Here is a 19,007-nt window from a genome sequence, read left to right as displayed (position 1 = left end):
GTGGTGACGCATCGGAGCGACCTGGTTCCGCGGCTGGAAAGCTGAACTAGGAGAACCGATGCCCACCCCCACCAAGGGAGCCCGTCTCGGCGGCTCGGCCGCTCACCAGCGGCACCTGCTGGCCAACCTGGCCACGTCGCTGTTCGAGCACGGCAAGATCACGACGACCGAGGCCAAGGCCCGGCGCGTGCGTCCGCTCGCCGAGAAGCTCATCACCAAGGCGAAGCGGGGCGACCTGCACAACCGGCGGCAGATCCAGCGGGTCATCCGCAACAAGTCGGTCGTGCACAAGCTGATCGCCGAGATCGGTCCGCACTTCGAGGACCGTGAGGGCGGCTACGTCCGGATCACCAAGACGGTGCCGCGCAAGGGCGACAACGCCCCCATGGCGGTCATCGAGCTGGTGGCCGAGAAGACGGTGACCGCGGAGGCCCAGGCCGCGCGCAAGACGAAGTTCGCCAAGGACGAGGCCCCCAAGGCTGCCGCCACCGAGGCCACGGAGGAGACCACGGACGCCGCCGAGGCGACCGAGGCTCCCGCTGCCGACGAGGCTCCGGCGGCGGAGTCCGCCGACTCCGCCGAGGCCAAGTCCGACGACGCCCCCGAGGCTGCCGACGAGTCGGCTTCTGCGGGCGAAAGCGACACCAAGAAGGCCGACTCCTGACGTTGACGTCGGCTGAAGCCTTCTCCGGCGAGCCCGTCACCCCCACCGGGGGTGGCGGGCTCGTCCGTCTGCGCCTGGACGTCTCCTACGACGGCACGAACTTCTCCGGCTGGGCCAAGCAGCCGGGCAGGCGGACCGTGCAGGGCACGCTCGAGGACGCTCTCACCAAGCAGCCTCCGGGTGCGGAACCGCCCCGTTCGGTCGTCGTCGCTGGCCGCACGGACGCCGGTGTGCATGCCACCGGCCAGGTGGTCCACCTCGACGTGCCGGCTTTAGCGGGCGAAAGCCGATCCGGCCGGCTGCCTGTCGATGCGGACGGGATTCCGGACCTTGGGCGCATGCTGCACCGCTGGAATCGGTACCTGCCCGCGGACGTGCGTGTACTCGGCGCGAGGGTGGCGCCGCGAGGATTCGACGCGCGGTTCTCCGCCATCCGCAGGCACTACCGCTACAGCGTCTCGGACGCGCCGTGGGGCGTTGACCCGTTGCATCGCTTCGACACGCTCGCCTGGGGCCGTGAGCTGTCCGTTGAGCGGCTGAACGAGGCTTCCGCGGAGTTACTGGGCCTGCACGACTTCGCGGCGTTCTGCAAGCAACGTGAAGGCGGAACGACCGTGCGTGAACTGCAGCAGTTCAGTTGGCGTCGCACCGGTGAGCACCTCATCGAGGCCACGGTGTCGGCAGATGCGTTCTGTCATTCGATGGTGCGAAGTCTTGTCGGGGCACTCCTTCTGGTCGGGGACGGCAGGCGGCCGCCCGGGTGGCCCGTTCGGCTGCTCGGTGATCGTGTCCGGGACAGCGCCGTCGCACCCGCACACGGGCTGACCCTGACGGGCGTCGATTACCCGCCGGACGATCAGCTAGCCGCCCGTGCCGACCAGACCCGTGCGGTGCGGTCGCCCATCGAGACGCCCTGACCCCTGGTGCGGGCGCGGCCGATACCCGCCTGGATCTTTCCGAGCAGGGTCGTGTAGTCACCGGCGAGGTCCTCGGCTGTGACCACGACGAACTGCCACCCCTGCGCGAACAGTTGTCGGCGCCTGAGATCGTCCAGACGTGCCTGACGAGGTGCGTTGTGCCACCGTCCGTCGTACTCGACCGCCACCTTTTCAGGTTCGATGGCGAGGTCGAGGCGAGCGATGCGTCTTCGTCCTCGGCGAACGGTCAACTGTGGGACGGCCTTGATCCCGCCGAAATGCATGACCACGCGTAGTTCGGACTCGGGATGGGACTCGGCGCGTGTGTCCGCGAGGTTCAGTGCGGTTCGGGCGAGCCGTATGCCGCGGTTTCGCCGACGGTGAAACATTTTGTCCAGTGTGCGCCTGCGTATTCGCTTGAAACGCAGGAAGGCGTCGAGGTCGGGTACGCCGATGCGAAGGCGGCGTACCCACCCGCGTGTGCGTGGTGAAAGGCGGAGTAACAGGTCCAGTGCCACCCTGCTCGGCTTTGCGATTCTGATGCCGTTCCATCGTCGGGACTCGGTTTTCTTCACCTCCGTTCGCCGGACGTGCATTCCTTGCTTGGGGCCGAAGCGCGATGCCTCAGGTACGACGAACTCGACGGGATCGTAGGGCTTGGCCAGTTCGACGCCCATCACCGTCGCCGCGGACCTGCCGGTCAGCACCGCGTCTTCAGGCACAACCAGTGCCGCACCCCGGCACCGCAGTTCGTGGGTGACGGGGACGTCGGCGGCGACGTAGACGTCCTGGAAGAGCCGGCGGAACCTCGGTCCCTGGAGCTGCGCTTTCGTGACGATGCCCGCGGCCCGGGCTTCGGAGCCGCGGAATACGTCGTTGAGTACGGGGTTCTCGAAAACTGTCGTGGTAGTCACGTCCAACACCGTGCAACACGGCACCGACAAATTCGAGTCCTGCGAGATATCCACAGCCAGCGGGTTGTCCACAGCCCCGCGAATTCACTATTGACAAAGTTGCGCCTACGAAAACGACGCCGGCCCCGTCGGCTTTAGCACGCTAAAGCCGACGGGGCCGGGCACAAGAACGGCGCCGGGGGCGGAGATGCCCGGCCGGCGCCGTTCGAGTGGACGTGGACGCTGCAGTCAGTCGCCGCGGCGGACAGGGCCGAGGAGCTGCTGTTCCTTGGCGGTCGTGACCAGTCGCAGCGGCCGCCACAGGTTGCGGCCCAAGGCCACCACCTGGTCGTCCTTGAGGCCGGTGAGCTGCCGCATCATCTGCGGCGGCAGACGCCAGATCCGGGCCGCCAGCTCGGCTTGTCCCGGCGGAAGCCGCTGCATCAGCACCATGTCGGCGGCGTTGGCCGTCGCGCTGGCCTGCGGATGCAGGTAGGGCAGCACGTACACCGTCGTCTGCCACGGTGACCGCGGCGGGAACAGATCCTGCGGAGTAGGCCCGCCGTCGGTCACCACGAGCAGCGGGGCGTCCTCCGACGGCCGGGGCAACTCAACCGGCGAAAGCCGACGGATCTGCACGAGCGGCGACGGACGGCCGTCGCGCTGGGTTCCGGCGGCCTGCTGCAGCAGCTGCCAGGCTGTCGGCCGACCGGTGGCCACGACCACCCACGCACCTACCGCCATCGCCCGCAGAGCCACCTGGCGTGCCAGGTACAGGCCGCCGACCAGAACGATCCGGGTGGGGGTCGAGCGGAGCGCGGAGATCGTCAGCGGCTCACCCTTGAGACCGGAACCGAGCACGATTCCGCCTCGGTCACCTGACGGGCTGATCGCGTCGAGCAGCGCCGGGTCGACGGAGAACTCCGGAGCCACCCCGGTGTTCTGGCCCGCGTCGCGCACACCCGTGCTCATGCCGTACCTCCCATCGGCAGCGTGGCCGCCAACCCAGCCACCTGCAGACCCCGTAGCGGGGTCAGGCTGATGCCGACCCGGTCGGCCAGGCTGTTCAGCCGGTTGTCGGCGGCTTCCAGCTCACGCGGGTTGCGGGCGCTGAGCCGGACCACGCCACGCAGGCCGATCCGCCCGTCGTCCGAAGACGGCGAAATCGACATGGCGACCGTCGCCGACAGCGCCCGGACACTGGTCAGGGCGTTCAGGTTGGTCGTGATGCGCCCCTTGGGCCAGGTGGTGATGGCGTAGCTGGCGTGACCGATGCCGGCCGCCGTCACGCCCGTCCGGCGCTCCTGCAGCCCGACCCGCTCGCCGGAACCGGCCACGGCGGTGAGTTCAGCCGCCGAAAGACCGGCACGCAGCAGCTCGTCCGGATCCAGCGGCCTCGTCGGCACACCACGGGACTCGAGCGCGTTACGCACACGGGACAGAGCGCCGATCAGGGCACGGTGCGCACCCACGACGCCGCCGCCACGCTCACGGATCGCCGACGGGCACCGTCGCGGGTCCAGCCGGACGGCGACCCAGGTGGTGCGGCGTGCAGCGGCCGGCAGCGGTCCCAGAACCTCCATATAGGAAGTGAGCGCGGGGGAATCCGACGGCAGTGCCGCACTGCCCGGGTAGGTGTGCCAGATGACCTGGATCGAGTCGAGCACCACACCACGGTCCTCGAGGCAGGGAGCCAGCGACGACAACGGCAGGCTCGGCGCGCCATCGGCCTGGTTGATCAGCGCGGGGGTGGGTTCCACCAGCAGGACCGCGGTCCACGTGCCGTCGTCCCAGGCGAGGCCGACCTGCTGACGCTCGTGGTCGACGCCGTGCGCGACGACCAGGCCGGGCACCACCAGCCGCAGCAGGTTGACCCGGGCGTCGTCCGCGCCGGTGACGGTGTTGTCCTCGGTCGCCATCGCCTCCAGGCTCGCCGGGGGCACCGGGTGCGCCACCCGTGTGTGCGAGCGCATGGAGTAGCGGAGGCTAAGTCCAACCCATTGGGTGAACCACTGGCCGCCCCATCGAAGGAACGCCAGGATCAGCGCGACCGCGAGCACGCCGATCGAGACGTACAGCAGGTCCATGTCGATCGCCAGCAGGATGAGGCCGATCGCCAGGCCCACTTCGAGCAGGATGAGGTTCATCACCGGCAGCGGACCCAGGTTCACCCCGAGGGTGCGGCGGCGCGGAGTTCCCACCCGGACAGGGGCGGACGCTCCAGCCGGAGGGCCAGGCGGAGGGCCGCTGGGACCTCCCGATCCCCCAGCTCCCCCTGGGCCACCTGGCCCGCCGGGGCCTCCGGGACCACCCGGACCGCCGGGCCCGTTGGGAGGTCCGCCGGGGCCTCCCGGACCGGCCTGACGTGCCGGAGGAGCACCACCGGGACCACCCGGGCGTGCGGACTGACCGGCTGGCCGTCGGCCGGGAGGAGCTGCGGGGGGCGGGCCGGCGGGGCCACCGGGTGGGCCGCCAGGGCCGCGCGGCGCGGCCGGTGCGCCGGGCGCCCTCACCGGCTGCCCGGGCGGCGTCGGCGGCGGTCCCGGGCGGCGCCCCTGCGGCGGCTGCCCACCTGCTGGACGCCCCGGTGGGCGTGGAGGAGTGGTGACCGACATCCGCTCGTTCTCTTCCCCTCGTAACGTGCAACTGCGCCGGAAGACCAGTCCGGGTGTCGAACACTAACCGGAGTTGGTAGAAACCAACCACCAGTGGTCCCCGCACGGCTATCCTGCGGAACCGTACCGCGAGTGGGAGAGCTGTAGGTCGAGAATGCCGTCAACACCGACAACAAAGTCTCAGGTCCAGGCGTACCAGTTCGTGCTGCGGAGGATGCAGTCGGCGCTGGTCCGCAAGGACGCGGTCATGCTCCACGACCCGATGCGAACCCACTCCCGGGCGACCATCGTTGGTGTGGTCTTGAGCATGCTCGGTCTGCTGGGGTTCGTCATCTGGGGGTTCATCAAGCCCGCGCCGACTCCACCCAAGGCGGGCATCGTGATCGGCGAGCAGTCGGGGGAGGTGTACGTCAAGACGGAGAACCCGTCGTACCTGATCCCCACCTTCAACCTCGCGTCTGCCCGGCTGTTGCTGATGGCCCAGCAGGAGCAGCAGCAACAGCAGGGGCAGGGTGGCCAGCAGGCCGGCTCGGCACCGCCGGCGCAGGCCGCGCAGACCGAGGTCAAGCCCGCGACCGTTGTGCCCGACGACCAGCTCAAGGACATCCCGCGCAAGCGCATGCAGGGAATCGTCGACGCGCCGCAGCTTCTGCCGACAAAGGAACAGCGGATCGCCGACCACTGGGCCGTCTGCGACAACATCATCAGCGACGCCAACCTGCCCACGGAGGAACGCCGGAGGCAGGCCCGCCGGGAGACCGCCGTGCTGGCCGGTGTGGACAGCCTGGGCACCCAGGGCATGGGCCGGGAGCTCCAGCCCAACGAGGCGGTCCTCGTTCGCGGTGACAACCAGGAGATCTACCTGATCTACCGGCTGATCGGGAACGTGAACCAGCCCAACGCCAGCGCGGTCAAGGCGAAGATCGACGGCAGGAACGGCATCGTCCAGTCGACCCTCGGTCTCGGCGACGAGTACCGCCAGGCGTCGATGGGGCTGCTGAACGCCATTCCGGAGGTCGACCCGCTGCGGCCCATCGAGATCCCGAACGCCGGTAACCCCAGCCAGTTCAACATCGATGGCCTGCCCATCGGGTCGGTGTTCAAGACCCAGTCGTCGAGCGGGCAGCTCCAGTTCTGGGCGATCCTGCAGGACGGTGTCCAGGAGATCTCCGAGCTCACCGGCGACCTGATCCGCAACGGCAACCAGGTCCCCGGGCGGGAGACCGTGACGACGGTGAGCCCGGACCGGCTCAACAACGTGCAGCGCATCCTGCCCGGTATGCCGCAGTACCTGAAGGTCGACGAGTTCCCGAAGACCAAGCCGACGATTCTCGACTCGTTCTCCAGCGACACCCCGGTCACGTGCCTGGGATGGCAGGTCCGCGGCGAGGGGGCCAACCGGGACGGCCACACCGCGATCTTCGTCAGCAACGAGATTCCGTTCCCGAAGGACAAGCAGGGCAACCGGTACCAGCCTGTCGACATCGGTCAGGCCAACCCGGACGCGACGACGCGGGTGGACAAGTTCTACATGCCCTACGGCCGCGCCGCCTTCATCCGCGCTGCCCAGTCGAAGGAGTCGTTCGACACCGGCCAGATGTCGATCGTTTCGGATCGTGGGATGCGCTACGGCGTTCCGGACATGCGGATCGCGCAGGGGTTGGGGCTGGAGGCGCCGACGCCGGCGCCCGAGCTGATCATCGGGCTGCTGCCGACCGGGTCGTCCCTCAACACCAGGGATGTGCTCAGGACGTACGACTCGGTGCAGATCGACCCGAACTCCGGCTCGTTCCCGACGTCCTCGGCGGCCCCCGCGCCGCCAGGCTGACGGCGGGAACCGGTCCGGGCGGGCGCTCGTCCCAGTCGGTGACGGTCCCAGGTCCTGCGGAGGTGACACCGATGTCCGATTTCCGGCTCGACGCGGAGATCCTGGCCGGTTACGTCAGAACGATCGAAGGGGCTGCGGCCGACCTCGGTGCCGCTGTGTCCGTCCTGGACGGCGACGCGGTCGGGAACGACGCGTTCGGACCGTTGGGCAAAGAGGTGGGGGCCGACGGTGCCTATGCCCGCGCGGCGGAGGCCCTGCGCCGGCAGCTCGACGATGGTTGCCGAGCGGTCCGTTCGGCGGCGGACGCCCTGCGAACGGTGACGGCGATGCACACGGGGGGCGACGAGGACGCCGGCGCCCAGATCGGCAAGGCGGATCAGCGATGACGCGCACGCCCGACGCGCAGTCCTCACCCGACGTCGGCTTTAGCCCGCTAAAGCCGACGTCCGGCGCCGAGCGGGGTGGTGCGCACCTGAGCTACCTGTCGGAGGCGGCGGGGCAGTTGGGGGTGGACGATCCGGTCCGGACCCACTTGCTTCCGGCGATGGTCCAGTGGCGCGAACTGCGAGCTGAAGCGACTCGCTGGCGCTCGGCCGCACAGTCGGCGGCCGAGACGGCAACCGCGCTGGAAGCGACGCTGGGCAAGCTCGACGCCGGCTGGGACGGTGCCAGCGCGGATGCGTTCGTCGGCTACGTCAGGCGGATCATCGCGGCCGGCACGGACGCGCAGGAAGCGATGAGCACGCTGGCGGACGCACTCGACGAGGTCGCTCGCGGCACGGAACAGATCACCGGCACGCTGGCGGAAGTTCTTCTCGACGCCGCGGAGACGGTGTCGGAGACCGTCCTGATGCCCGTAGGCGGTGAGGACCGAGCCCGCGCCGAGATCGTCCAGGCGAGCCGGTGGGCTGCTCAGCTGCGGAACTCCGTGCGGGACATCCTGGAAGAATTCACCCGTTTGTGTGACGGCGTGGGGTCCGGGGGCCGCGACGTCGTGATGGAACAGCGTTACCCCGCCGAACCCTTCGTGCTACCCGAGGAGAACACCCCCGGCGTTCCCAACGCCGGTGCGACGAGCGACGCCTTGCCTGATGCCACGACCTCGGCGCAGGCTGCCGGTGACGAAGAGGGGCAGGGGGTGCAGGGCGGCCTCGGCGGTGGTACGCCGGGTGCCGAGGGCTTCGGCCCCGTAGGAGGCGGACAGCCCGCCGCAGGGCAGTCGCCGGTGGGCGCGCCCCCGGCGCCGCAGACCGGTAGCGGAACCGCTGCGCCGATGATGGGCGGGATGATGCCAATGGGCATGGGTATGGGCGCCGGTCAGGGCGGACAGGCAAGCCAGCGTCAGCCTCGCCGGGGCGCGCCCGTGGACCCCACCGAACTCGTCGGAAAGGCCGATTACGTCGCGCCCGCCGTCCTGGGGGAGGACCCCAAGCCGCCGCCCTCCGAGGACAAGGCCAAGCGTCTTTAGCGGGCTAAAGCCGACGTCGGCAGGGGAACGGGGCAGCCCGGAGTGGAGTCCCGCGACCCCGGTGGGCGTCTTTAGCCCGCTAAAGACGCCGTCGCGGGCCTAGGCGGAGCGCTCGGGGTCGTTGCGGCGCAGGGTGTGCATCACGAACATCGTGATCAGCAGGATCACCAGACCGCCACCGGCGCCGGCGAGCGCCACGATCATCGGGGTGTCGTCGGTGTTGTCGGCCGGCGGCAGGTCGGACGGGATCGTCATGTTCTGCGCCGGCGGGAACCCCTGCTCGGACGGCAGGGCGGCGGTCAGCGCCGCCATCGGGTTGATCATTCCGTAGCCGACGAACTGGTCCCGGCCACCGTGCGCGCCGGGGTGCTGCGCGGTCTGCATGATCCGCGCCATCACCTGCCGGGCGTTCAGATGCGGGAACTTCGCACGCACCAGCACCGCCAGCCCGGCGACGTACGGCGCCGCGAAGCTGGTCCCCTGAATCTCCTGGGGCTTGCCGCCCTCGATCGTCAGGTTCGCCAGCGACGGGGTGCTACCGGGAGCCGGATCCAACGAGATGATCTTGGTTCCCGGCGCCGCCACGCTCACCCACGGGCCGTTGACGCTGAACTGCGCCACACTGCCGGTCTGGTCGATCGCGGCCACCGACAGCACGTCGTCACGGAACCACGGCGGGTTGACGATGCTGATCGGCTGGTTCGGGTCGGGCTGATTGTTCTGCGGGCACGCCTCCGACGTGTTGCCGGCGGCCGCGACCACCACGATGTTCTTCTGCTCCACTGCGTAGCGGACCGCGGCCTGCAGCTCGCTCTCCGACGCCGTGCGCGGGCCGCCCGAGGCCTTGCGGCAGTTGTCGACCGACATGTTGATGACCTTGACGCCCTCGGTGTCCGCGGCCGTCCGCACCGAGTGTGCGAGCGTGCCGACGGTTCCCGCCGCGGTGCCGTTGTCCTCGATCTGCCGGCCGCCACCCTGCTGGCCCGGTTCGGTGCCGTCGCCGCCGGGCTGAGCCCCGCCGCCCTCCTCGGGAGGCGCCTCCGAGGAGGAACTGGGCGGAGCACCCCCGGACGAACTGGGCGGGGCACCCGAGGACGACGGCGGCGGAGCCGCGGGCGACGAGGTCTTCTCGGCCTCCTGGTAATTCTGGCTCGACTGCCGGATCGAAACGATCTGCGAATCCGGCGCGACCCCGCGAAAGCCGACGTCGTTGGGGGTCTTCGCGCCGATGATGCCGGCGACCTCCGTGCCGTGGCCGTCGCAGTCCTCCAGGCCGCGGTTCTCCTCCTTGACGTAGTCGCCGCCGCCCTGGACCGGGTGGCCGAACCACGGGTGGTTGTGCACGCCGGTGTCGATCACCGCGACCCTGATTGGCTGCTTGGTCTGCGGGTCGATCCCGATGCCGCCGGTCTCGGCCTGCATCAGCCGGTGCACGTCGTCGAGGCGCAGGTACTGCTGACCCCAGGGAATCTCCTTGGGGATGATGTTCTCCCCGAGGCTGCGGGTGACGCACTCGGTCTTCTTCTCGTAGGTCTTGTCGGGCTTGCCCGACCCGCTCGGCAGTGCGCTCAGGTCCACCGGGGGCGGTACGGCCATCCCCTGGCCGGGCGGGGGCGCTGCTGGTGGCTGGGCCGCCGCGACGGCCGCACCCGGCGTCAGCATGCCGATCGTGGCCGCCATCACCGCCGTGGCCGCCCGCTTGCCGGGTCCGAACCGCACCACAGTCCCCCTGTCCTTCCGCACTACGTCAGGCAAACCCCGGAAAGCTACCGGGGGAAGTCGATGTGCCGCACCGTCGAGTACAGATCCATGACGGCCAGCGCCAGCGGCAGCACCGTGGCGATGCAGATCGCCTCGATGATCTCCACCGTACGGCGCAGCGGCGGCGAGAAGCGCTGCCCGGGGAACACCACACCGAGGACGAGCGCCGCGGCGCCGACCAGGATGAGTGTTCCGAAGACCCACAGCAGCCTGCCGAGGCCGTCCTGCATCCACATCCAGCCGAGCAGGATGCCGCCCAGCGACACGATGCCGGTGGTGAGCAGCGCCACGGCCTGACTGCCGTTGGCGTAGGCGCGGCCGCGCAGCAGCAGCACCAGGCTCGCCACCACGCCCATGATCGGGCCGAAGATGCTCGACGAGCTGGCCGCGACGATCGACGAGAGCGCGGCGATCGTGCCGCAGCCGACCAGCAGACCGGTCATGTAGTTGTGCGCGACCGCGGTCCGGCGCTCGATGGCGGAGTAGTCGGGGAACCCGGTGTCCTCCTTGAGCTCCTCGGCGCTGCCGGGAACGTGTGGCAGCGGCAGTTTCGCCAGCTGCAACGTCACCCTCGGCAGCATCGAGATGCACGCCAGCGCCACGGCGGCGGTACCGGCGGCGATCCCCGCGGGCGGGTGCGCGATCAGCATGGCGACCAGGAACGCGATCGACGCCAGCGTCGCGGCCGAGGCCGCAGCGATGAACGTCGTGATCCCCGCTCCGATGATCATGATCGACGCCGACGCGACGATCAGCACCATGGCCGCGGCGAGAAGCAGGTTCGCGCGGATCCCCAGGCCGGGCACGATGTAGAAGCCGCTGACGAACGCCATCGGCAGACCACCGGCCGCGGCGATCAGCACGCCCGTCGACACCGCGTTGTAGGCCTTGACCATCGTGGCACCGACGGCGACGAACGCGATCGCGCCGACGCCACCGGCGATGGCCGCGGTCAGCGAGCTTCCGCCGGGGAACAGCCCGCCGCCCATGAACAGCGCGAGCGCGGCGGCGAACAGCGCCAGCCCACCCGCGATGTGACCGATCCGCTGGGCGGTCTCCTTGGTCCAGGGCCGGAAGCTGTCCGGGTCGGCCTCGGCGATCGCGTCGACGACGTCGTCGTACAGCGGCGGGGGCGGGTTCTCGTTGCGCTTGCGCAGCTGCAGCAGCTCGCCGTCGACGACGCCGAGCGACGCGAGCGTCCGGCTCGGGTCCAGCGGCGCGTCACCGAGCTTCGCCAGCGCCCAGCCGCCGTGCCTGGCCCCGCCGTCCGGCGTGGCCTCCTTGGCCATTTCCAACAGCATGGGCAGCAGGTCGGCCACCGCGACGTCGGCGGGCAGCGCCACGTCGATACGGGTCCGCGGTGCGACCACCGTGACCCTGCTGAATACCGTCGTCCCCGTCGCCACCAACTGCCCCCTGCCTAGAGAGAATGCTGCGGGCTACTTATACCCACGCCCGCCCACCTGGGCCAAACCGGCCCACAGGGTCGGCGAGCGGCTCTAGTATTAACCCACTCGTGGTGGCCGTGTGGTCACTTCGACCGAACCCGACCGGGTTGGGCAGTCTTTGACCCCATCGTCGGCCCGGTTCGCTACCGTGTGGGTCGGCCGCAGCTCGTGGCCGCAGTCGCCGAGTTGAAGAGGGGTCTTCGGTGAGCACGCTGCAGTTCAAGCGGTCGCCACGCCTGGCCGCGCCGCGTCCGCCAGGCGGCGAGGTGCACCTCGAGCCGCCACCGGAGGTCCCAAGGACCATCCCCGGCAACATCGTCATGAAGCTGCTGCCGGTCGTGATGATCGTCGCCTCGATCGGCATGATGATCTTCATGCTCACCGTCGGTGGGCGTAACCCCATGATGCTCATGATGGGCGGCATGATGGTCATGGGCACCGTCGGCATGATGGTCGGCGGCGCCGGCCGCGGTGGTGGCCAGAAGAAGGCCGAGATGAACGAGGACCGCAAGGACTACCTGCGGTACCTCGGCCAGATGCGCGACCGTGCCCGCGAGGCCATGGTCGACCAGCGTGCGGCCCTGGAGTGGGTCCATCCCGATCCGCAGGCGCTGTGGTCGCTGGCCACCAGCCGCCGGATGTGGGAGCGCAGGCAGAACGACCAGGACTTCCTGCACCTGCGTGTCGGCCGCAGCTCGCACCGCCTGGCGACGCGCCTCGTACCGCCGCAGACCGGCCCGGTCGACGAGCTGGAGCCGATCGCCACCCTCGCGCTGCGCCGGTTCGTGCGCGCGCACTCGATCGTTCCCGACCTGCCGACCCAGATCACTTTGCGGGGTTTCGCCGCCGTCAGCCTGCAGGGCGACCGCGAGCTGACCCGGGGCCTGACCCGGGCGATGCTGGCCCAGCTGGTCACCTTCCACAGCCCCGACGACGTGCTCATCGCCGTCGCCACCGCGGGCCGGGCCAAGGAGGTGTGGGAGTGGGCCAAGTGGCTGCCGCACACCCAGCACCCCGGTCTGTCCGACGGTATCGGCCAGCTGCGCATGATGGCCGGTTCGCTGGCCCAGATCGAGGCGTGGCTGGACGAGGAACTCCGGGACCGCCAGCGGTTCTCCCGTAACGCCACTCCGCCGCCGGACCAGCCGCACGTCGTGATCATCGTCGACGACGCCGAGGTGACCCGCGAGGAGCAGATCATCCTCGAGGAGGGCCTGGTCGGCGTCACGATCGTCGACCTGTCCGACTCGATCGGCAACCTCGCGGCCCGCCGCGGTCTGCGGCTGGTGGTCGAGGAGAAGCGGCTGGGTGCCCGCAGCGCCAGCGGTGTCGAGTGGTTCGGCCGTCCGGACACGCTCAGCGTCGTCGAGGCCGAGGCGCTGGCCCGCAAGCTCTCGCCGTACCGCGTCGGCTCCGCCGCGCAGGAGGCCGACGAGGACGAGCCGCTGCTGTCGAACCCGTCGCTGCTGGAGCTGCTGGGCATCCCCGGTGACCCGATGACCTTCGACGTGCAGCAGGCCTGGCGGCCGAGGCCGGTCCGCGACCGCTACCGCGTCCCGTTCGGGGTCGGTGAGTACGGCCAGCCGGTGGAGCTGGACATCAAGGAAGCCGCGATGGAGGGCATGGGCCCGCACGGCCTGTGCATCGGCGCCACCGGTTCCGGTAAGTCGGAGTTCCTCCGCACGCTGGTGCTGGGCATGCTCGCCACGCACTCGTCGACCACGCTCAACTTCGTCCTGGTCGACTTCAAGGGTGGTGCGACGTTCCTCGGTCTGGACACCGCGCCGCACGTGTCCGCGGTCATCACCAACCTCGCCGACGAGGTCACGCTGGTCGACCGGATGAAGGACGCGCTGGCCGGCGAGATGAACCGCCGGCAGGAGGCGCTGAAGGACGGCGGCAACTTCAAGAACGTCTGGGAGTACGAGAAGGCCAGGGAGAACGGCGCCGACCTCGACCCGCTCCCCGCGCTGTTCATCGTCGTCGACGAGTTCTCCGAGCTGCTGTCGGCCAAGCCCGACTTCATTGACCTGTTCGTCGCCATCGGCCGGCTGGGACGGTCGCTGCAGATGCACATGCTGCTGGCGTCGCAACGGCTCGAGGAAGGCAAGCTGCGTGGTCTGGACTCGCACCTGTCGTACCGCATCGGTCTGAAGACGTTCTCCGCGTCGGAGTCGCGGGCGGCGATCGGTGTGCCGGACGCGTTCGAGCTGCCCTCGGTGCCCGGTGGCGGGTACCTGAAGTACGACACCTCGACGCTGGTGCGGTTCAAGGCGTCCTATGTGTCCGGTCCGTACCGGCCCGCGGGCATCAAGGCCGCCGCGCCTGGTGCCGCCGTCGTCCGCGCGGACAAGCGGCCGCAGTTCTTCGTGCCCGACTTCGTCGAGCTGCCGAAGGAGCCGGAACCCGAGCCGGAGCCGGTCGTTCAGCAGCAACAGCCGGAGTCGGAGGAGGCCGTCGAGCCCAGCGAGCTCGACGTCATCGTGAGCAGGCTGGTCGGCCAGGGGCCGCCGGCACACGAGGTGTGGCTGCCGCCGCTGAAGGAGCCCAGCTCACTGGACACCCTGCTGCCGAACCTCAACCCCACCGAGGACCGCGGTCTGTCGCCGGTCGGCTTCTTCGGAAACGGCAGGCTGCAGATCCCGCTGGGCATCGTCGACCGGCCCTACGAGCAGCGGCGTGATCCGCTGTGGGCCGACTTCTCCGGTGGCGCGGGCCACGCCGTCATCGTCGGCGGTCCGCAGTCGGGCAAGTCGACCATGCTGCGTACGTTGATCATGTCGATGGCGCTCACCCACACGCCGGAGGAAGCGCAGTTCTACTGCGTCGACCTCGGTGGTGGCACGCTCGCCGGTCTCGCCGACCTGCCGCACGTCGGTGGTGTCGCGGTGGCCCGGCGCGAGCCCGACAAGGCCCGCCGCATCGTGGCCGAGCTCACCTCGCTCGCCAACGAGCGGGAAGGCCGGTTCGGTGCGATGGGCATCGACTCGATGAACGAGTTCCGCAACCGCAAGCGCCGCGGCGAGATCACCGCCGAGCAGGACCCGTGGGGTGACGCGTTCCTCATCGTCGACGGCTGGAAGGCACTGCGCGACGACTTCGACGAACTCGAGCCGCAGATCACCAAGCTGGCGACCCAGGGTCTGAACTACGGCGTGCACGTGATCATCGCGTCCAACCGGTGGGCCGACATCCGGCCCGCCATCAAGGACATGATCGGCACCCGGTTCGAACTCCGCCTGGGTGATCCCAGCGAGTCCGAAGTGGACCGCAGGGTGGCGGTCAACGTGCCGCCTGGCCGGCCGGGCCGGGGCCTGAGCCGGGACAAGCTGCACGTGCTCACCGGTCTTCCGCGCATCGACGGGTCGAGTGACGGCGAGAACGTCGGCCAGGGCGTCGCCGACGCGGTGGCCAAGATCAAGGCTGCCTGGAAGGGCAGGCACGCGCCTGCCGTCCGGCTCCTGCCGGACATGCTCCCGTACGAGGAGCTGTTGCTGCAGGACAAGCGGCGCGACTCCAAGCTCATCCCGATCGGTGTCAACGAGGACGACCTCGCGCCGGTGTATCTGGACTTCAACGCCGATCCGCACTTCCTGTGCTTCGCCGATGGCGAGTCCGGCAAGACGAACCTGCTGCGGCAGATCGCCCGCGGCATCACCGAGCGCTACACCAAGGAAGAGGCGCTCATCGTGCTCGTCGACTACCGGCGCACGATGCTCGGGTTCCTCGACGGCGACCAGTTGCTCGGGTACGCGGTGTCGGCACAGCAGCTGGAGTCCATGATCACCGATATCAAGGGCTCGATGACCCGGAGGTTGCCCGGCCCGGACGTCACGCCGGACCAGCTGCGCAACCGTTCGTGGTGGAAGGGCCCTGAGCTGTTCCTCATCGTCGACGACTACGACCTCGTGGTCACCCAGCAGGCGAACCCGCTGCGGCCGCTGAGCGACTTCCTCGCGCAGTCCAAGGACATCGGTCTGCACGTGATCGTCGCCAGGCGTTCCGGCGGTGCCAACCGGTCTTCGGTGGACCCGATCATCGGCAAGATGAAGGAACTGGCGCAGCCCGGTATCGCGATGAGCGGTAACCGCGACGACGGCGTACTGCTCGGTAACGTGCGCATGGGGCCGCTGCCTCCGGGACGGGGCAAGCTGGTCTCCCGCAAGGGCGGTACGCAGTTGATGCAGGTTTCGTGGATCCCGCCGGAGTGATCGACAGGGCCGTTGGGGGTAGCCGGTGACCTTGCGGGTCGCGGTCGACTTCGGCACGTCGAGTACCTGCGTCGTCGCGTCGCTGAACGGACGGGAACCGCAGGTCGTCGTCGTCGACGGGCAGCCGCTGATGTCGTCGGCGGTGTACGCCGCGCCGGACGGCACGCTGTTCGTCGGCCAGGAGGCCGAGCGGCAGGCCGCCGTCGACCCGGCGCGCTTCGAGCCAAATCCGAAGCGCCGCATCGACGAAGGTGAGCTGCTGCTCGGCGACACCGTCCTGCGGGTGGTCGACGCGGTGCACGCCGTGCTGCGTCGAGCGGTCGGCGAGGCGCGGCGGTTCGCCGGCGGTGCCGAGGTGAGCCTGCTGGTGCTGACCCACCCGGCGGACTGGGGAGCCGTCCGCACCCGGCTGCTGCGGCAGGCGGCCGGGCGGCTGGCGCACGAGGTGGCGCTGGTGCCCGAACCGGTCGCCGCGGCGGTGTTCCACGCCGCGACGTTCGCCACGGCCGAGGTGAACCAGGAGCGCACGGTCGAGTTCAGTGGCCAGCCGGGCGAGACGATCGCCGTGCTCGATCTGGGTGGCGGCACCGTGGACGTCAGCGTGGTCCGGCGGATGCCCCGCCGTCCGGCCGAGCGCCGCGGCGGGTTCCAGGTGCTGGCGACCCGCGGGGACCCGAGCTTCGGCGGGGCCGACATCGACCAGGCGCTGCTGGAGTACGTCGGCTCCCTGGTGTCCGGCTCGGAGCCGGAGGAGTGGCGGCAGCTCGTCGAGGGCCGGGAGCTGGCGGACCGGCGGCGCCGGCGGGTGCTACGGCAGGACGTCCGCGGCGCGAAGGAGACGCTGTCCCGGCACGCCTACACCGACGTCCCGATGCCGCCGCCGTTCGCCGACGCGCACGTGACCAGGGCGGCCCTGGAGCAGTTGATCGCGGTGCCGCTGGGCAGGACGGTTGAGCTGACCTCGGCCGCCATCGAGGAGGCCGGGCTGCGGCCGCAGCAGCTGACGGCGATCTTCCTGGTCGGCGGGTCCAGCCGGATCCCGATGGTGTCGCGGCTGGTCCACGAGCGCACCGGCGTCGTGCCGACCACGCTGGACCAGCCGGAGACGGTGGTCGCGCGGGGAGCACTGCGTGCGGTGCAGGTCGACCCGGACCGCACCGGCGCGCTGCCCGGCGCCGGCGGCTTTAGCGGGCTAAAGACGGCGTCCGGGCAGGCGCCGGGACCGAGACCGGTCAGTGAGCAGCGCACCGAGGTGGTCCGGGCCCTGACCCCGGGCCAGCCACGACCACCGCAGCCGGCGCGGCCCCCGCAGCCGACACCGCCGAGGCCGCTACCGGTCATGGAGCCCAGTCCGCCCAGAGGGATGCAACTGCCACCGTCCGGGGCGCGACCAGCGCGGAAGGGCTGGGTTCGGTGGGCCGTGATCGGCACGGTCGTCCTGTTGGCCGGCGTGGCCGGCGTTCTGGTGTTCACGCTGCGGCCGAACGAACCCGACGGCAAGGTCGTCGCGCAGTTCTCCTACCGCTTCCAGGTGCCGATGGACTGGACACAGACGGGCGGCGCCGTGGCCGACAGGCAGACGATCGTGCGGCCTGCCGACGCCCAGCAGGGCGACGACCTCGTGGTCGTGCAGGAGTACAACCAGGACTACGACGCGACCGCGAACCGTGCGGAACTGGTCGCCGACCTGGACACACGGGTACGGCAGGCCGGGCCGAGCTACTCGGGTTTCGTCGCCGACCGCGAGTACGCGGGCAAGACGACCGTGTATTACCGGGAGACGAAGCAGGCCGCGAAGGTCGACTGGTTCGTCGTCGGCAAGGCGCACGTGCGGGTGCACGTGGGCTGCCAGGCCACCGCCGGCGGCGAGGCCCGGGTGAGCGGTGCCTGCGAGCAGGTGGTGCGCACGCTGGAACTGACCAACTAGCGGGAGTGGGTATGGCCGACGACCCCATGCAGCGCCTGCGCACCGCGGTGCAGCACGCCGTGACTCACGCCGAGCGGGTGGGTGCGGAAGCGCGGGAGCGGGCGCGGCGGCAGCAGGCGGAGGCCCGTGGACTGGGCCGAGCGCTTCGTGGCCCGCTCACGACCGTCGCGGGGCAATTGGCGGCCGCCGAGTCGCAGGCTTCAGCCCGCGAATTTCGCATTAGCAACGGCCTATCGGTGCCCGAATCAGTTCGGATTTACGCAAGGGAACGGCCTGAGGAACCCCGTGTGGGTGACCACGAGGAAGACTTCTCGCGTTCCACAATTATGCGACGCGTGGACGGTACTCCCGGGTAACCGTTGGGGTACAACGGTTTCCGTGGCAGCAAGGTCGAGGCTGTGGATGTTGTCCGGTGCGCGGTTCCCGCCTGTCGCATTCACATCAGCAACTACTTGCCGGTTGATGCGGACACGAGGGAACCGACCATGGCAGGGTCTTCGTCGTAGGCACGTACGAAACAAACGCAGTACGGGCAAACCACTAGCCAAGAAGGGGGCAGCTCCATGAGCGGCTTTACCGGGACAGTCGAAGACTTCACCAATGCCGAGCGCAACGTGTACACCGCCAAGCAGTCGATGGACCAGAACCTGCTGAGGCTGCAGGACAACATCGAGGCGACCCGTGCCGGCTGGCAGGGCGGCGCTGCCGAGGCGTTCAACAAGGTGATGGAGCGCTTCAACACCGCCGGTGGCAAGCTGGGTGCCGCGCTCGAGAACATCGGCAACCTGCTCCAGCAGGCCGGTTCGAAGTACGAGCAGTCCGAGCAGCAGCAGCAGGACACCATCGCCAAGCTGAACTCCGGTTTCGAAGCGCTCGGCTGAGCCACTTTCCACTCTGACCACACACAGACTTTCACCTGACGGAGGAAACAATGGGCGAGATCAAGGTTGATTACGCGACAATCGAGCGCGCGGCCGAGGACTGCCGTGCCACCGAGGGCGAGCTGGCGGCCCTGTTCGACCAGCTGAAGCAGGACCTGCAGCCGCTGATCAGCAGCTGGAGCGGTGACGCGATGACGATGTACGAGCAGCACCAGAGGGAGTGGGACAACGCCTTCGAGGAGCTGAAGGTCGTCCTGAACCAGATCGCCATCGCGCTGCCCGAGATCCGGGACGGCTACCAGGCCACCGACAAGGGCGTCGAGGGCCTGTTCTGATCGGCCTCGCCACGTCAAGGGCCCGGCACTTCGGTGCCGGGCCTTTTGGCGTCTGGCGG

15 protein-coding genes are annotated in these 19,007 nt (G+C 69.7%); 10 read left to right on the top strand and 5 right to left on the bottom strand.

Features of this window, described 5'->3' with window-relative positions; genetic code table 11:
- The first annotated feature begins 58 nt into the window (after positions 1 to 58).
- Together rplQ and truA are read left to right on the top strand one after the other, a co-directional pair.
- Positions 59 to 664 (top strand): 50S ribosomal protein L17, encoded by a 606-nt coding sequence (rplQ, locus tag EWH70_RS08880; RefSeq protein WP_130474818.1) that lies wholly within the window; start codon positions 59 to 61, stop codon positions 662 to 664.
- Positions 661 to 1,581: a tRNA pseudouridine(38-40) synthase TruA gene (gene truA / locus EWH70_RS08875; protein WP_240686914.1), complete on the top strand. Its 921-nt coding sequence runs from the start codon at positions 661 to 663 to the stop codon at positions 1,579 to 1,581. The genes rplQ and truA overlap by 4 nt, the downstream gene beginning before the upstream one ends.
- Here truA and EWH70_RS08870 read toward each other — a convergent pair.
- From EWH70_RS08870 to eccE, 3 genes are all read right to left on the bottom strand, one after another.
- Positions 1,521 to 2,495: a hypothetical protein gene (locus EWH70_RS08870; protein ID WP_130475154.1), complete on the bottom strand. Its 975-nt coding sequence runs from the start codon at positions 2,493 to 2,495 to the stop codon at positions 1,521 to 1,523. The genes truA and EWH70_RS08870 overlap by 61 nt on opposite strands.
- A 228-nt stretch (positions 2,496 to 2,723) precedes the next feature.
- Positions 2,724 to 3,446, bottom strand: coding sequence for a hypothetical protein (locus tag EWH70_RS08865; protein WP_130474816.1), 723 nt, complete (start codon positions 3,444 to 3,446; stop codon positions 2,724 to 2,726).
- Entirely contained in the window at positions 3,443 to 4,624 is a 1,182-nt protein-coding gene (gene eccE, locus EWH70_RS08860; protein WP_240686913.1) for a type VII secretion protein EccE, read from the bottom strand. Before eccE ends, EWH70_RS08865 begins: the two co-directional genes overlap by 4 nt.
- Positions 4,625 to 4,872: 248 nt before the next feature.
- On the opposite strand from eccE, the gene EWH70_RS08850 reads away from it, so the two are divergent.
- The 4 genes from EWH70_RS08850 to EWH70_RS08835 all read left to right on the top strand — a co-directional run bounded on the left by EWH70_RS08850 (position 4,873) and on the right by EWH70_RS08835 (position 8,385).
- Complete coding sequence (locus tag EWH70_RS08850) at positions 4,873 to 5,082, top strand: hypothetical protein (protein WP_130474813.1); 210 nt, start codon at positions 4,873 to 4,875, stop codon at positions 5,080 to 5,082.
- Positions 5,083 to 5,243: 161 nt separating this feature from the next.
- On the top strand, positions 5,244 to 6,917 hold the full coding sequence (gene eccB / locus EWH70_RS08845; protein ID WP_130474812.1) for a type VII secretion protein EccB: 1,674 nt from the start codon (positions 5,244 to 5,246) through the stop codon (positions 6,915 to 6,917).
- Between the two features lie 71 nt (positions 6,918 to 6,988).
- Positions 6,989 to 7,303 carry a hypothetical protein gene (locus EWH70_RS08840; RefSeq protein ID WP_130474811.1) on the top strand — a complete coding sequence of 105 codons (315 nt, stop codon included), beginning with the start codon at positions 6,989 to 6,991 and terminating at the stop codon, positions 7,301 to 7,303.
- Positions 7,300 to 8,385, top strand: coding sequence for a WXG100 family type VII secretion target (locus EWH70_RS08835; protein WP_130474810.1), 1,086 nt, complete (start codon positions 7,300 to 7,302; stop codon positions 8,383 to 8,385). Before EWH70_RS08840 ends, EWH70_RS08835 begins: the two co-directional genes overlap by 4 nt.
- Positions 8,386 to 8,484: 99 nt before the next feature.
- Here EWH70_RS08835 and EWH70_RS08830 read toward each other — a convergent pair whose 3' ends face one another.
- Both EWH70_RS08830 and eccD read right to left on the bottom strand, forming a co-directional pair.
- The gene (locus EWH70_RS08830; RefSeq protein ID WP_240686912.1) at positions 8,485 to 10,065 is read right to left on the bottom strand and encodes a type VII secretion-associated serine protease mycosin; all 1,581 of its coding nucleotides are present in this window, start codon (positions 10,063 to 10,065) and stop codon (positions 8,485 to 8,487) included.
- Positions 10,066 to 10,151: 86 nt separating this feature from the next.
- Positions 10,152 to 11,552: a type VII secretion integral membrane protein EccD gene (gene eccD, locus EWH70_RS08825; RefSeq protein WP_130474809.1), complete on the bottom strand. Its 1,401-nt coding sequence runs from the start codon at positions 11,550 to 11,552 to the stop codon at positions 10,152 to 10,154.
- A 245-nt stretch (positions 11,553 to 11,797) separates the two neighbouring features.
- Between eccD and eccCa the strand changes: the two genes are divergently transcribed.
- From eccCa to EWH70_RS08805, 4 genes are all read left to right on the top strand, one after another.
- Positions 11,798 to 15,805: a type VII secretion protein EccCa gene (eccCa, locus tag EWH70_RS08820; RefSeq protein WP_130474808.1), complete on the top strand. Its 4,008-nt coding sequence runs from the start codon at positions 11,798 to 11,800 to the stop codon at positions 15,803 to 15,805.
- Positions 15,806 to 15,830: 25 nt separating this feature from the next.
- Positions 15,831 to 17,732 (top strand): type VII secretion-associated protein, encoded by a 1,902-nt coding sequence (locus EWH70_RS08815; RefSeq protein WP_130474807.1) that lies wholly within the window; start codon positions 15,831 to 15,833, stop codon positions 17,730 to 17,732.
- A gap of 563 nt (positions 17,733 to 18,295) precedes the next feature.
- Entirely contained in the window at positions 18,296 to 18,613 is a 318-nt protein-coding gene (locus EWH70_RS08810; protein ID WP_130474806.1) for a WXG100 family type VII secretion target, read from the top strand.
- Positions 18,614 to 18,663: 50 nt separating this feature from the next.
- Positions 18,664 to 18,948 carry a WXG100 family type VII secretion target gene (locus tag EWH70_RS08805; RefSeq protein WP_130474805.1) on the top strand — a complete coding sequence of 95 codons (285 nt, stop codon included), beginning with the start codon at positions 18,664 to 18,666 and terminating at the stop codon, positions 18,946 to 18,948.
- Positions 18,949 to 19,007: the final 59 nt, after the last annotated feature.

Source organism: Amycolatopsis suaedae (assembly GCF_004214935.1).
Classification (GTDB): domain Bacteria; phylum Actinomycetota; class Actinomycetes; order Mycobacteriales; family Pseudonocardiaceae; genus Amycolatopsis; species Amycolatopsis suaedae.
Note: the sequence above shows the minus strand (reverse complement) of the source record. Positions and strands in the feature narration are given on the sequence as shown.